This is a genomic window from Glutamicibacter soli, assembly GCF_003309065.1.
Taxonomy (GTDB): domain Bacteria; phylum Actinomycetota; class Actinomycetes; order Actinomycetales; family Micrococcaceae; genus Glutamicibacter; species Glutamicibacter soli.
The window spans coordinates 16,013-29,527 of the sequence record NZ_POAF01000004.1; the positions used below are offsets into that span (position 1 = coordinate 16,013).

Here is a 13,515-nt window from a genome sequence, read left to right on the forward strand (position 1 = left end):
CGTTAAGGATTTGTCCTTGCGCAGATATCTGCGTACCCTCGGGATCAGTGACACGGGGTGTCGGAGAAGCCGACTGAGATGAGACCCGTTGAACCTGAACTAGGTCAAGCTAGCGGAGGGATGTCGCATGACTCTGCCTATTGTTGCCCGCAATTACCGGGAACAATCCCCCTTGGTGTTCTGCCTGACAAACACCGTGGTTACCAACTTCACCGCCAATGTACTGCTGGCTTCCGGCGCGGCCCCGGCCATGACTGACCTGCCCGGGGAAGCCAGGCCGTTCGCCGCGGCCGCCTCGGCCGTGCTGGTCAACCTGGGCACGCCCACCACCGAGCAGCTGCGCGCCATGGAAGAAGCTGTCGAGTCGGCGAGCGCCGCAGGCACCCCCTGGGTGCTGGATCCGGTGGCCGTCGGAGCGTTGCCGGTCCGCACGGAATTCGCCCGGCGCATCGTCGCCCGCCGCCCCACGCTGATCCGCGGCAACGCCTCGGAAATCATGGCGCTGGCCGGCTGGGAGTCCTCCGGCCGAGGTGTGGATTCGCTGGACAGCGTGCAGGAAGCCATCGCCGCCGGGCGTGAGCTGGCAGTGAAATACGGTTCGGTGGTCGCGATCTCCGGCGAGGCGGACGCCATCATCGACGCGCAGCGCACCGTGCTGGTGCACACCAACGGCATCGGCCTGACCCGCATCACCGGCGGAGGCTGCGCCCTGGGTGCGGTGTGCGCGGGCATGCTCGCGGTGCATGAGGACCCGTTCGAAGCCGCCGTGGCGGCCCATGGTTACTACGGCCTGGCCGCCGAAAAGGCGCTGGCCGCCAGCTCCGGGCCGGGCAGTTTTGCCGTGGCCTTCCTCGATTCCCTGGCGGCCGTCGAGCCCGCCGCACTTGAGACCCTGAACTGTGAGGAAAAGACCTATGCGTGATCTCGGAGCCTACCTGGTGGCCAACACCGCCAGCTGCAGCCCGCATAGCACCCTTGAGGTGATCGAGGCAGCCGTGGCCGGCGGGATCCAGTGGATCCAGCTGCGCGCCAAGGAGGAAAGCGCCCGCGAGTTCTTCGAGCTGACGCTTGCGGCCGCAAAGCTGACCGAGGGCAAGGCGCAGCTGCTGGTCAACGACCGCATCGACGTATTCCTGGCGGCCCGCGCCGCCGGGGCCGCGGTGGCCGGCATCCACATCGGGCAGAAGGACGTGCCGGTGTCCCTGGCCCGCCAGCTGATCGGCGAGGGCATCATCGGGCTCAGCGCCTCCACGCGGGAGCAGATCGCCCAGGCCAACCTGGATGCCGAGTTCATCGACTACCTAGGTGTTGGCGCGGTGCGCGCCACCCCGACCAAGAAGGACCACCCCACCCCGCTGGGCCTGGACGGCTTCGCGGAACGCACCGGCTGGACCGCGCTGCCCTGCGTGGCCATCGGCGCGGTGACCGCCGATGACGCCGCGGCCATCCGCGCCGGCGGCGGCGCCGGGATGGCCGTGGTGCGCCCAGTCTGCCAGGCAGATGATCCGCGCAGCGCCAGCGCCCAGCTGGTTTCCGCCTGGGAGGAGGCCAAGTGAACATCCTTTCCATCGCGGGCTCCGACCCGTCCGGCGGCGCCGGCATCCAGGCCGATCTGAAGGCCATTGCCGCCAACGGCGGCTACGGCATGGCAGTGATCACGGCGCTGACCGCGCAGAACACCCGCGGGGTCAGCGGAGTGCAGGCCATCGACGGGGATTTCGTCACCGCGCAGCTTGAAACGCTCAGCGCGGATGTGCGCATCGACGCGGTGAAGATCGGCATGCTGGCAAACCAGGAGATCATCGGCGCTGTCGCCGCCTGGCTGGATACCGTCAACGCCCCGGTGGTGCTGGACCCGGTCATGGTGGCCACCAGCGGCGATGCCCTGCTGGAGGACGCCGCCGCGCTGCACCCGCTGCTGGCCCGCGCCACCGTGATCACCCCGAACACCGCCGAGCTCGGCGCGCTGCTCGGCGAAGCCGCCGCGCAGGACTGGGAGCTCGTGCTGGAGCAGGCCCGGCGTCTGGCCTCCGCCCACGACGTGCTGGTGCTGGCCAAGGGCGGGCACCTGGCCGGGGCGCAGTGCCCCGATGCGCTGGTCTCCGCCGCCGGGGTGCTGGCCGAGTTCAGCTCCCCGCGCCTGGCTACCAAAAACACCCATGGCACCGGCTGCACCCTGTCCAGCGCGCTGGCCACCCGCTTCGCCGCCACCGGCGACTGGGCGACCGCGCTGGAACAGGCCAAGGGCTACATGTTGCGCGCCATCGGCGCCGCTGACGAGCTGCAGGTGGGCTCCGGGCACGGGCCGGTGCACCACTTCGTCGACTTCTTCGGCGCCGCGGATCCGATGGCCGCCTGGTGGGAGGACATCGCACCGCTGCGCGCGGGCATTGACGAGCTGGAGTTCATCGTGCAGCTGGCCGACGGCAGCCTGGAGCGCGAGAAGTTCGAATACTACCTGGCGCAGGACGCCCTGTACCTGCAGCGCTACGCGCAGGTGCTGGCGCAGGCCAGCGCGCTGGCCCCTGAGCTGGATTCCCAGCGCTTCTGGGCCAAGGGCGCCGGGGAAATCCTGGAGGGCGAGCTGCAGCTGCACCGCAGCCACCTGGTGGAAGGACTGGCGAACCCGTCGGCCACCACGCTGAACTACGTGAACCACCTGTCCTCCTGCAATTCCAGCTACCCGGAGCTGATCGCCGCGATCCTGCCGTGCTACTGGCTGTACCAGGACATCGGCAAGCGGCTTGCGGCGGCCAACTACGAAGGCCACCCCTACGGCGACTGGCTTCAGACCTACGCCTCGGAGGAGTTCGACGAATCCACCGCGCAGGCCATCGGGATGGTGCGCGCCGCATGGAAACTGGCGGACCCGGCGCAGCGCGAGCGGATGCGCCAGGCGTTCCTGCGTTCCAGCGAGCACGAGCTGGCCTTTTTCGCGCAGGCCCATGCCGAGAGCGTAGAATTCTCTACGGCCTAAAACGCGTTGGGGCCGCAGAGTCTGGAGGACTGCATGAGTTGGAGCATTCACGGCAACGGCAAGACCATCACCCCCGGTGAGGTTGTTGCCCCGGATGAGCGGCTGCATTGGCCGCAGACGATCTCCATCGGCACGCAGCACATCCTGGCCATGTTCGGCTCCAGCATCCTGGTTCCCACGATCACCGGGTTCCCGGTCACCACGACCCTGCTCTTCACGGGCGTGGCGACCATCCTCTTCCTGCTGATCACCAGGAACAAGGTGCCCAGCTACCTGGGCTCCTCCTTCGCGCTGATCGCCCCGGTGGTCGCGACCACCAAGGCCCACGACATGTCCGCGGCGCTGGGCGGCATCGTGATGACCGGCGCGCTGCTGTTCCTGGTGGGCCTGGTGGTACAGAAGACCGGCACCGGCTGGATCCACGCGCTGATGCCGCCGGTGGTCATGGGCACCATCGTCGCGCTGATCGGCCTGAACCTGGCCGGCGCCACCTTGGAACCCATGCAGAAGTTCCCGGCCACCACCTTCCTGACGGTGATCGCCACGGTGCTGGCCACCGTTGTGTTCAAGGGCCTGCTGGGGCGCCTGTCCATCCTGGTGGGGCTGGTCGCCGGCTACCTGATCGCGCTGGCCCAGGGCCAGGTGGACTTCGCCAAGGTCGGCGAAGCCGCGTGGTTCGGCCTGCCCGAATTCAACACCCCGAGCTTCCACCTGGACACCGCGCTGATGTTCCTGCCGGCGGTATTCGTGCTGATCGCGGAGAACATCGGCCACGTGCGCACCGTGGGCGTGATGACCGGCCGCGACCTGACCGCGTTCAACGGCCGCGCGCTGATGGCCGACGGCGCCGCCAGCATGGTGGCGGGCTTCGGCGGCGGCTCGGCCACCACCACCTACGCGGAGAACATCGGCGTGATGGCTGCCTCCCGCGTGTACTCCACCGCCGCCTACTGGGTGGCAGCGATCGCCGCGATGGCGCTGGCGTTCATGCCGAAGGTGGGCGCGCTGATCGGCACCATCCCCGAGGGCGTGATCGGCGGGCTGGGCATCGTGCTCTACGGCATGATTGGCATCGTGGGCGCGCGCCTGTGGATCGAGTCGAAGGTTGACTTCGGCAACCCGATCAACCTGATGACCGCCGGCACCGGCCTGATCATCGCGATCGCGGTGACCAGCGAAATCGCCTTCGGCCAGTTCAAGCTGGGCGGCATCGCCCTGGGCACCATCGCCACCCTGGTGGTCTTCCACCTGATGAGCGCCGCGGCGAAGCTGCGCGGCAACGACCTGTCCCAGACCGGAGCCTAGGTCCGATCTTCTCCACCGCTGCGGCGGCCGGAATCCCCCATCGGGTTCCGGCCGCCGTTCCCGCTTAAGCCGCTGAGCTGAGCTTATAGTAAGGGTACTTTCCAAAAAGTGACGCGGACCCGTAATTCCGCTACGATGAGCAACTATGACTGCGACCACATCTGATGGAAAGATCTCTGCACGCCTGATCTTCGTCGCCCTCGGGGCGGCGCTGGGCGGTTTCGTGTTCGGCTACGACTCGTCGATCGTCAACGGCACGGTCGACGCCGTGGAACATGAATTCTCGCTGAACGCGGTAGCCGTCGGCTTCACCGTGTCCTGCGCGCTGCTCGGCGCGGCACTGGGCGCCTGGGTGGCCGGCGTAGTCTCCGAACGCGTAGGCCGCGTGCGCACCATGCTCATCGCCTCGATCCTGCTGCTTGTCTCCGCGATCGGCTGCGGGCTCTGCTTCAGCGCCGTGGACCTGGTCATCTGGCGCATCGTCGGCGGCATCGGCGTGGGCTTCGCCTCGGTGATCGCCCCGGCCTACATCGCCGAGATCTCCCCGGCGGCGCACCGCGGCCGGCTGGGCTCCATGCAGCAGATGGCCATCGTGCTGGGCATCTTCGTGGCCTTCCTGGTCAGCGCGCTGCTGGTGTTCGTGATGGGCTCGGCGGACGCGGTGGGGCTGTTCGGCCTGGCCGCCTGGCGCTGGATGTACCTGTCGCTGGCCGTTCCCGCTGTGCTCTACGGCCTGATGGCGCTGCGCCTGCCCGAATCCCCGCGCTATCTGGTGGAGCGCGGGCGCTATGTCGAGGCCGCCTCGGTGCTCACTGGCGATATGGGCCTGGAACCCGGCAAGCCGACCGAGGACAAAATCGAGGAAATCCGCGCCACCGTGCATGTGGAGCGACGCCAGCAGTTCAAGGACCTGCTGGGCCGCTTCGGCTTCCACCCGCTGGTCTGGGTGGGCATCCTGCTCTCGGTCTTCCAGCAGTTCGTTGGCATCAACGTCATCTTCTACTACTCGACCACGCTATGGAAGTCGGTGGGCTTCGCCGAATCCGATTCCTTCACCATTTCTCTGATCACCTCGGTGATCAACGTGCTGGCAACGATCGTGGCGGTGCTGCTGATCGACGTGCTGGGCCGCAAGCTGCTACTGATGATCGGCTCCGGCATCATGACGCTCTCCTTGGGCGCGATGAGCCTGGCCTTCGCGCAGGCGGTCACCGTGGACGGCGCGGTCTCGCTGCCCGGCTCCTGGGGCATGGTCGCTCTGGTCGCGGCGAACCTGTTCGTGATCGGCTTCGGCGCCACCTGGGGCCCGGCGGTATGGGTGCTGCTGGGCGAGATCTTCCCGAACTCCATCCGCGCCATGGCCCTGGGCGTGGCGGCCTCCGCGCAGTGGATCGCCAACTTCGTCGTGTCCACGACCTTCCCGGCGCTGGCCGAGGCGGGCCTGGCCCTGGCCTACGGCATCTACGCGTTCTTCGCGCTGCTGTCCCTGGTGTTCGTAGCCTTCCTGATCCGCGAGACCAAGGGGCGCACACTGGAGGACATGACGCTGTAGCGGCCGGCATCACGGCGCAGGCAAGGAGGCGGGAACCCAGCACAGTTCCCGCCTCCTTGGGTCGTTAAAACCTACTGCGCCGTGTAGCCGCCATCCACGGCCCAGACCGCGCCGGTGACCAAGCTCGCCTCAGGCGAAGCGAGAAACCCGATGACGTTCGCGACTTCCTGAGGGGTGCCGAGCCTGCCCAGCGGCTGCCGGCTGGTCATCCGGGAACGCACTTCCGGCGGCAGCCTCCGCAGAAGTTCGGTGTCCACGTAGCCCGGGGCTACGGCATTGACCCGGACCCCTTGCGCGGCGTAGGTCAATGCCGTGGAGCGCACCAAATTCACCACCCCGGCCTTCGCCGCCGAGTAAGCGGCGGAATTCGCCTGGCCGACCAGCCCGAGGATCGATGAGATGGCCACGATGGAGCCGGATCCCTGCGGAACCATATGGCGCAGCGCATGCTTCATGCTCAGCGCGGTACCACCGAGGTTGATGTCCAGCACCCGGTTCCAGGAGGAACTGTCCAGCTCATGCAGCGGCCCCTTGGTTTCGGCGATGCCGGCGTTGGCGACCAGTACATGCAACGGGCCGATGTCCCGTGCCGAGGCGAAGAGCCCGGCCACTGAATCTTCGTCGGAGACATCGCAGCAGACCGCCAACGCGTGGTGTCCTTCGGCCCGGATCCCGGCAGCGACATCCTCAGCCCGGGCATCGACATCCCCGATGACCACCCGATACCCGCGCGAGGCGAGCAGCCGCGCGGTGGCGGCCCCGATGCCGGTTGCCGCCCCGGTGACCACTGCGGCATCGGGGCTCACCGCTGGCGCACCTCGCGGGTTTCACCGACCAGCTCGAGGATGTCACGCCCCAGCCGGTAGCCGAACACCAGCGCGGGGCCGATGTGCGAGCCGTAGCCCGGGTAGCCTCCCCCGAACACCGACACCGCGGCGGCGCCCACCGAGTACAGGCCGTCAATGCGGCTTCCGTCCTCGCGGATGACCCGCGACCGGTCGTCCACGTCAATGCCGGCAAAGGTGCCGATGTCCCCCATCTGCACCTTCGCGGCATAGAACGGGCCCTTGGCCAGAGGGGCGAGGTTCGGGTTGGGCTTGTGCTCCATGTCCCCGCGGAAGTGGTTGTAGGCGGTGGAGCCGCGGCCGAATTCGGTATCCTTCCCGGCGAGCGCATCGCGGTTGAAGCGCTCGATGGTCTGCTCCAGGCCCTGGGGGTCCACACCGATCTTCGCCGCGAGGTCCGCGATGCTGCGTCCCTTGTGCAGGTAGCCGATCCGATGGAAGAAGCCGCGCGGCACCGGCCACGGCTTGGCGTAGCCGATGCCGTACTTGTCCATAAGCCGCTTGTCGCCGATGATCCAGGCGTAGACGTCCTGCTCGTTGGCGTGGTGGTCCAGCATCTGCCGGCCGAAGTCGTGGTAGCTCAGTGCCTCGTTGCCGAAGCGCTTGCCGTCGCGGTCAACGGTGATCATGCCCGGCAGGCCGATCTGCCGCAGGTGCGGGAAAAGCCGCTGCGCGCCGCCGCGAAGGTACTTGAAGACCGTGACCGGAGCCCAGGAGGCCACCGAGGAGACGTTGTCGTTGATCCGGCCGCCGGCGGCCATGGCCATGCGGGCCGAGGAGCCGTCATGCCCCTGGGTAGGGGTGAAGTGCTGGCCGCCGAGGGTGTCATGGGCGAAGTACTTCTGGCGCAGCTCGTCGTCGGCCGAGAACCCTCCGCCGGCCAGGACCACACCCAGCTTGGCGTTGACCAGACCGGCGTGCTTGCCGCCGAGCACCGCGCCGGTCACGGAACCGTCCGCAGCGGTGCGCAGCTGCTGCACCGGGGTGCCGGTCCAGACCCGCACCCCGGCATCCAGCGCGGAGCGGACCATGCGCACCATCAGCGCCGAGCCGTTGGTGCGCTTGATCGGCTGGCCGTGCAATGCGATGTCCTTCCAGGTCTTCAGCAGCTTGGCGGCCACGTAGGTGAAGGACTTAGGGGACTGGTTGGCGTGCAGGAACTGGGTCAGGTCCGGCCCGACCTGCGGCATGTAGCCGAAGACCGTGTAGGAGCTGAGGTAGGGCTGGATTTCCTTGCGCCGGTCGCCCAGCATGCGCACATCGGCGTCGGAGGGCAGGATCGCCCGGCCCCCCAGCTTCGCCCCGGGCAGGTCCATCTGGTAGTCCGGCGCCTTCTCCGGGTAGGAGAAGACCACGTCGGTGTCGTTCTCGAAGAAGTCGATGGCCTCCGGCACGGTATCCAGAAATCCTGCGACACCCTTGGCGTTGTAGCTGTCCGGGGCCAGCGCCCTGAGGTATTCCTCCGCTTCGGCGCGGGTGTCGCCGGTGGCGGCGGCTCCCTTGCGGTTGCCCGGAACCCAGGACCAGCCGGCAGAGAGGGCGGTGGTGCCGCCGAAGTGCGGGGACTTCTCCGCGACGATCACGTTCAGCCCGTCGTGGGCGGCGCGGATGGCGGCGGCCAGGCCGGCCACTCCGGATCCGACAATCAGCAAGTCGCAGTTGTAGGTGGTAGTCATGTGCTGGTCCTATCGTTTGGAGGCGACGGCCCGCAGGTAGGGCTCGCCGAGCTCGGCAATGTTCGTGTGGGCGGTTTCGCGGGCGGAAAAGGCTGCAATGGCGGCCAGCAGGGCACAGACGCTGCCGAAGACCGCGACCGGAACCCAGCCGAATTCGCCTTCGGTGAGCAGCAGTCCGCCGATCATCGGGCCGAAGCCCGCCACCAGCAGGCCCAGCTGGTTGCCCATGGCCATGCCGGTGTAGCGCACCGGGGTGGCGAACAGCTCGGCGAAGAACGACGGCCAGATCCCGTTGAATCCGGAGTAGAACACCGTCATGAACAAGAAGCTCGCGGCGAAGACCAGCCAGATGTTCCCGGTGCCCAGCGCCAGGAAGTACAGGTAGAGGCTCACGGTGCTGCCAATCATTGCGGTCAGCATCAGCGGGCGGCGCCCGATCCGGTCCGAGAGCCGGCCGCACAGCGGCATCGCCACCATGGACAGTCCGATGGCCACCGCGTTGACGGCCAGGATGGAAGTGCGCTCGATCCCGCCGTGCTGCACCGCGTAGGACAGGCCGAAAACGGTGAAGATGGTTTGCATGACCGAGAAGATCGACATCAGCAGCACACGCAGCACGTCGGAACGCTGATAGCGCAGCACCTCGCGTGAGGGGAGCTTGCGCGGCTGGTCCTCGGCGACCTGCTCCTCGAAGGCAGGGGTTTCATCCAGCCGGGTCCGGACCCAGAAGGCCAGCGCCAACACGAGCACCGAAAGCAGGAACGGGATGCGCCAGCCCCAGCTCATCAGCTGCTCCTGGGGCAGCGCAGTAACCGGGATGAACACCAGCGTAGAGAGCACCATGCCGGAGGCGTACCCGGTCATCACGAACGAGGTGAAGAAACCGCGGCGGCCCTCCGGAGAATGCTCAAGGGTCAAGGAGGAGGCGCCGGCCGATTCGGCACCGGCGGAGAAGCCCTGGGCCAGGCGGGCGATCACCAGCAGCACGGTGGCCCACACCCCGATCTGCTCATAGGTCGGCAGCAGGCCGATGCCCAGCGAAGCCAGGCCCATCAGCATCAGCGTGAAGAGCAGGACGTTCTTGCGTCCCAGCTTGTCGCCGAAGTGCCCCATGACCAGTCCGCCCAGCGGACGGGCGACGTAGGCGACGCCGAAGGTGGCGAAGGCCGCGATGGTGGCGATGGCCGGATTGCCCGCCGGAAAAAACAGCTGCGGGAAAACCAGGGCGGCGGCGGTGCCGTAGATGAAGAAGTCGTAGTACTCCAGGGTCGATCCCAGGAAAGAGGCCAGCGCGGCCTTGACCGGGGTGCGCCGTGGCACGGATCCGCCGTGCTCGGTGGGCGACTGCGGCGCCACGTCGGGTGAGGTGCTCATGGTGCGTCCTTAGCTGTGCGAGGGGAGAAGCGAGGAATCCAGCTCGAAATCGACGTAAGCCAGGTCCAGCACATTCGGCAGGGACAGCGGCTTGATCGCTTCGTGCAGCGGGTGGGTGTTGTAGACGGCGATGTCGCCGGCACTGCGGAAGTCCGCGACGATCACGTGGTCCCAGGAGCGGTCGGTCTTCATGACATCCGGCCCGTGGACCAGATCCAGCATGCCGGGGATGTTGCCCTTCATGGCTTCCAGGCCGGCGATCCAGCGTTCGCGGATCTGCGGGGTGAATCCCTCGGAGAAGCGGAACATCACGATGTGGCGGATCATAGGGCCACCGCGCTCAGGTTCTGCGCCGAGTACTCGGACGGCTGGCCGGCGATGGCCCGTCCAGCCAGGTAGGCGAGGGTCATCAGCGGCCCGAGGGTCGCTCCGGCGCCAGGGTATCCGGCGGAGTAGGCGCTTTCGGCGGTATTGCCGGCGGCGTACAGTCCTTCAATCGGGATCCCGTCAACATCCAGCACCTGGCCGCGGCCGTCGGTGCCGATGCCGCCGCAGGTGCCGAAGGCGCCGTTGAGTACCTCCATCGCGTAGTACGGTCCGTACTGCAACGGGCCGAGCGAGGGGTTGGGCCACTGGTTCCCGGCATCGCCCCAGTAGCGGTCGTAGGCCGAGGAACCGCGGCCGAAGTCCGGGTCCTCGCCGCGCACCGCGTGCTGGTTGAAACGCTCGACGGTGGCCGCCAGGTTCCCGGCGGGGACGCCGATCTTGACTGCCAGCTCTTCCAGGGTGTCGGCCTGGACCAGGTAGTCAGGGGTCGGCTTGCCAGCGCGGTGGTCCAAGATGCCGTAGCGCTGCAGGTACGACTCGTCGAAGACGACGTGGGCAGGGGTGTTCAGCGTCTGGTTGTTCGGCGAGTCCCAGGACTGCAGCACGCGGGCCAGGTCGTTGTAGTTCTGCGCCTCGTTGGCGAAGCGCTGTCCGTGGCGGTTGACCATGATGGATCCCGGGCCCTGGCGCTCGAAGCGCAGCAGGGATCCCACCGGCTCGCCGTCGCGCAGCATTCCGGTGACCGACATCGGGGCCCACCAGGCTTCGCGGGTGCCGCGGGTCATGGCGCCGATGCGCTGGGCCATCTTCAGCCCGTCGCCGGTGTTCGTGGGCGGGGAGCACATGGTGTACAGGCGGGAGGCCAGCAGCGAGTCGGCCAACGGCTTGTCCCATTCGAAGCCGCCGGTTCCCAGCATCACGCCGTGGGCGGCCTCGATGCGGGTGCCGTCCTGCAGGCGCACGCCGGATACGCGGCCTTCGCTGGTTTCAAGTCCGGCCACGGAGGCCTCGACGGCCAGGGTGACCCCGTTGTCCAGGCAGGCCTTGAGCAACATGGAAACCAGCGCGTGGCCCTTGGCGGCGACGCCGGCATCCTGCCGGGCGGTCAGTTCCTCCCAAGGGAACTTGGTGAAGGCGCCCCAGTCCTCGTATTCCTGCATGGTGTAGGGGTGGCGGCCGTCGGTGCGCACATGCGCGGCCAGCTTGCCGAGCGCTTCGCGGAAGTTGAACAGCTCCGGTTCGACGGTGCGTCCGCCGGACACCGCGCCGGGCAGGTCCTGGCGGTAGTCGGGGAAGTTGTCCAGGAAGATGAATTTCACGCCGAGTTCTGTTTCGGCGAATCGCAACATCGCATCTCCGTAGTCCAGCGCCGCATCCAGCAATTCGGCGCGCCCGCGGCCGCGGGCTACGGCCTGCACGTACTCGCGTCCGGCCTGCTTGGAATCCTCGATCCCCGCTTCGCGGGCATGGTGGTTGTCGACCACCCAGAGCATGCCCCCGGAAACCGCCGAGGTGCCGCCGAGCAGCTCGCTCTTTTCCAGGACGATGACCGAGCGGCCGGCCTTCGCGGCGGTGGCTGCGGTGGTCAGCGCGCCGGCTCCGGAGCCTACGACGACGACGTCGTAGCCGGGCAGCGGCTGCCGGGATTGCGGGTTCAGGATGCGCATGGAAATGATCCCCTTCGATCAGGTGCATTGCTGGGATGCAGAAGATCATGACATGGGTCACACCACGGGCTGGGCGGGGTGTTTCATTCAACGGAGCACCGCGCTCCGTTGAATGAAACACCTAGAACGCAGCAGGCGTACTGCGGCGCTGGATCTCGCGCCCGGAGGGCTCATAGCCCAGCCGGCGGGTGATGGCGCTGGAGGCGATTTTCAGGTGCGGAACAATCAGGTTCAGCGACTCCTCGCCGCGCGGCACGATGGCCGACAAGGTGGCCACCGCATGGTTCTTCTCCGTGAAGATCGGCACCGAGATGCCGCTGGATTCAGGGACGATGATGCCGCGCATGCTCACGTAGCCACGGCCGCGGATCTCGGCCAGGATGGCACGCAGCTTCTCCGGCTCGGTGACGGTGTCTTCGGTCAGCTTTTCCAGCCGCCGGGACAGGAACATCTCCTGGACCACCTCCTGCGCATAGGCCATGAACACCAGTCCGGCCGAGCAGCCGTGCACCGGCAACCGCCCCGCGATCTTGGTGATGTTCACGGTGGCGTCGTCCGCCGCCAGGCGCTCGATGTAGAGCACGTCGTTGCCCTCCAGGACGCCCAACGAGACGTGGCTGAACCCGTGGTTGATCAGGTCTTCCATGGGCGGCAGGGCAGCTTCGCGCAAAGAGGACGCCCGGGATCCGCGGGAGGCCAGCTCCCACAGCCGGTGCCCGTGGCGCAGCCGGCCCGCGGTATCGCGCACCAGCAGCCCTTCCAGCTCCAGCTCGCTGACCAGCCGGTAGACCGTGGATACCGGCAGGTCGACCGAGCGGGCGAGCTCCCGGAGGCCCAGGGCGGGGGAATCCTCGCCGAAGGCGGACAGGATCCGCACCACGCGGTGGATTACCGATTCTCCAGATGGCGAGTTCGCCATGACGCACCTGCCTCTCTGCCTGCGATCCTCAAGAATATACCGTTGAACGGAACATCGGGTTCTGCTGGCCGCACCGGCTCATAGCCTGAGTCGCATGAATGCACAGATTTCCGCCGGCCGCGCAGCCGGCAAAGTAGTCCTCATTTCGGGAGCCGCCCAAGGCATGGGTGCATCGCACGCCCGGGTGCTGGCAAGCCATGGCGCGAGCGTCGTGATCGGCGACCTGCAGGAGCAGGCCGGGCGCGAGCTTGCCGCGTCGATCAACAAGGAGACCGGGCGCCAGGCGGCGGTCTTCGCGCCGTTGAACGTCACCAGCTTGGAGGACTGGGAACTGGCGGTGCGCACCGCGGTGGAAACTTTCGGACGCCTCGACGTGCTGGTGAACAACGCGGGCATCTACACCCCCGGCTCGGTGGAAAGCGCCAGCCTCGACGACTGGCACCGCACCCTTGACATCGACCTGAACGGCACCTTCTACGGCATGCGCTCGGCGGTACCCGAACTGCGCAAGCAGGACACCTCGTCCATCATCAACATCTCGTCGATCGCCGGCCTGACCGGATTCAAGAACCGGGCGGCGTACTCGGCCTCCAAATGGGCGGTACAGGGGCTGACCAAGACCTCGGCGCTGGACTTCGGCCCGGACGGCATCCGCGTGAACTCGATCCACCCGGGCAGCGTGCAGACGCCGCTGACCGCCGGGCTCCAACGCGGTTTCGGCCAGGTGCCGGCCGGGCGTGCGGCGCAGGTCGAGGAGATCAGCTCCCTGGTGCTGTACCTGGCCAGCGACGAGTCCCGGTTCGTCTCCGGTTCCTCGATCGCCATCGATGGCGGCGAGACCGCGGGCAACAACCTGCGCCAGGATTCCTGAGT

At 67.5% G+C, this 13,515-nt stretch carries 12 protein-coding genes and 1 riboswitch; of the genes, 6 read left to right on the forward strand and 6 right to left on the reverse strand.

The window, feature by feature from the left end; all coding sequences use genetic code 11:
• The first annotated feature begins 43 nt into the window (after positions 1-43).
• A riboswitch (TPP riboswitch) is annotated at positions 44-138 on the forward strand.
• The 5 genes from thiM (at position 128) to C1H84_RS09240 (ending at position 5,834) form a co-directional block, all read left to right on the forward strand.
• A complete protein-coding gene (thiM, locus tag C1H84_RS09220) occupies positions 128-922 on the forward strand; it encodes a hydroxyethylthiazole kinase (RefSeq protein ID WP_113607255.1) in 795 nt (264 codons plus the stop codon). It overlaps the preceding riboswitch by 11 nt.
• A complete protein-coding gene (gene thiE, locus C1H84_RS09225) occupies positions 915-1,556 on the forward strand; it encodes a thiamine phosphate synthase (protein WP_113607256.1) in 642 nt (213 codons plus the stop codon). Before thiM ends, thiE begins: the two co-directional genes overlap by 8 nt.
• Positions 1,553-2,977, forward strand: coding sequence for a bifunctional hydroxymethylpyrimidine kinase/phosphomethylpyrimidine kinase (gene thiD / locus C1H84_RS09230; RefSeq protein ID WP_113607257.1), 1,425 nt, complete (start codon positions 1,553-1,555; stop codon positions 2,975-2,977). The genes thiE and thiD overlap by 4 nt, the downstream gene beginning before the upstream one ends.
• Positions 2,978-3,010: 33 nt before the next feature.
• On the forward strand, positions 3,011-4,282 hold the full coding sequence (locus tag C1H84_RS09235; protein WP_113607258.1) for a uracil-xanthine permease family protein: 1,272 nt from the start codon (positions 3,011-3,013) through the stop codon (positions 4,280-4,282).
• 145 nt (positions 4,283-4,427) lie between these two features.
• On the forward strand, positions 4,428-5,834 hold the full coding sequence (locus tag C1H84_RS09240; RefSeq protein WP_047120609.1) for a sugar porter family MFS transporter: 1,407 nt from the start codon (positions 4,428-4,430) through the stop codon (positions 5,832-5,834).
• A gap of 71 nt (positions 5,835-5,905) precedes the next feature.
• On the opposite strand, the gene chcB2 is transcribed toward C1H84_RS09240, so the two are convergent.
• The 6 genes from chcB2 to C1H84_RS09270 form a co-directional block, all read right to left on the reverse strand.
• On the reverse strand, positions 5,906-6,640 hold the full coding sequence (chcB2, locus tag C1H84_RS09245) for a cis-4-hydroxycyclohexanecarboxylate dehydrogenase (protein ID WP_047120608.1): 735 nt from the start codon (positions 6,638-6,640) through the stop codon (positions 5,906-5,908).
• Positions 6,637-8,355: a 4-oxocyclohex-2-ene-1-carboxylate 5-dehydrogenase gene (chcC2, locus tag C1H84_RS09250; RefSeq protein WP_113607259.1), complete on the reverse strand. Its 1,719-nt coding sequence runs from the start codon at positions 8,353-8,355 to the stop codon at positions 6,637-6,639. The genes chcB2 and chcC2 overlap by 4 nt, the downstream gene beginning before the upstream one ends.
• Before the next feature lie 9 nt (positions 8,356-8,364).
• The gene (locus C1H84_RS09255) at positions 8,365-9,729 is read right to left on the reverse strand and encodes an MFS transporter (RefSeq protein ID WP_047120606.1); all 1,365 of its coding nucleotides are present in this window, start codon (positions 9,727-9,729) and stop codon (positions 8,365-8,367) included.
• A gap of 9 nt (positions 9,730-9,738) precedes the next feature.
• Positions 9,739-10,056 (reverse strand): Dabb family protein, encoded by a 318-nt coding sequence (locus C1H84_RS09260; protein WP_047120605.1) that lies wholly within the window; start codon positions 10,054-10,056, stop codon positions 9,739-9,741.
• Entirely contained in the window at positions 10,053-11,723 is a 1,671-nt protein-coding gene (chcC1, locus tag C1H84_RS09265) for a 4-oxocyclohexanecarboxylate 2-dehydrogenase (protein WP_113607260.1), read from the reverse strand. Before chcC1 ends, C1H84_RS09260 begins: the two co-directional genes overlap by 4 nt.
• A 121-nt stretch (positions 11,724-11,844) precedes the next feature.
• On the reverse strand, positions 11,845-12,642 hold the full coding sequence (locus tag C1H84_RS09270; protein WP_047120603.1) for an IclR family transcriptional regulator: 798 nt from the start codon (positions 12,640-12,642) through the stop codon (positions 11,845-11,847).
• 94 nt (positions 12,643-12,736) lie between these two features.
• Between C1H84_RS09270 and chcB1 the strand changes: the two genes are divergently transcribed.
• Positions 12,737-13,513: a trans-4-hydroxycyclohexanecarboxylate dehydrogenase gene (gene chcB1 / locus C1H84_RS09275; protein WP_047120602.1), complete on the forward strand. Its 777-nt coding sequence runs from the start codon at positions 12,737-12,739 to the stop codon at positions 13,511-13,513.
• Positions 13,514-13,515: the final 2 nt, after the last annotated feature.

What these genes read in the sequence shown, in the direction of transcription:
- thiM (WP_113607255.1), top strand. Translation starts at nt 128, where the DNA reads ATGACTCTGCCTATTGTTGCCCGCAATTACCGGGAACAATCCCCCTTG.
- thiE (WP_113607256.1), top strand. Translation starts at nt 915, where the DNA reads ATGCGTGATCTCGGAGCCTACCTGGTGGCCAACACCGCCAGCTGCAGC.
- C1H84_RS09235 (WP_113607258.1), top strand. Translation starts at nt 3,011, where the DNA reads ATGAGTTGGAGCATTCACGGCAACGGCAAGACCATCACCCCCGGTGAG.
- C1H84_RS09240 (WP_047120609.1), top strand. Translation starts at nt 4,428, where the DNA reads ATGACTGCGACCACATCTGATGGAAAGATCTCTGCACGCCTGATCTTC.
- chcC2 (WP_113607259.1), bottom strand. Translation starts at nt 8,355, where the DNA reads ATGACTACCACCTACAACTGCGACTTGCTGATTGTCGGATCCGGAGTG.
- C1H84_RS09255 (WP_047120606.1), bottom strand. Translation starts at nt 9,729, where the DNA reads ATGAGCACCTCACCCGACGTGGCGCCGCAGTCGCCCACCGAGCACGGC.
- C1H84_RS09260 (WP_047120605.1), bottom strand. Translation starts at nt 10,056, where the DNA reads ATGATCCGCCACATCGTGATGTTCCGCTTCTCCGAGGGATTCACCCCG.
- chcC1 (WP_113607260.1), bottom strand. Translation starts at nt 11,723, where the DNA reads ATGCGCATCCTGAACCCGCAATCCCGGCAGCCGCTGCCCGGCTACGAC.
- C1H84_RS09270 (WP_047120603.1), bottom strand. Translation starts at nt 12,642, where the DNA reads ATGGCGAACTCGCCATCTGGAGAATCGGTAATCCACCGCGTGGTGCGG.
- chcB1 (WP_047120602.1), top strand. Translation starts at nt 12,737, where the DNA reads ATGAATGCACAGATTTCCGCCGGCCGCGCAGCCGGCAAAGTAGTCCTC.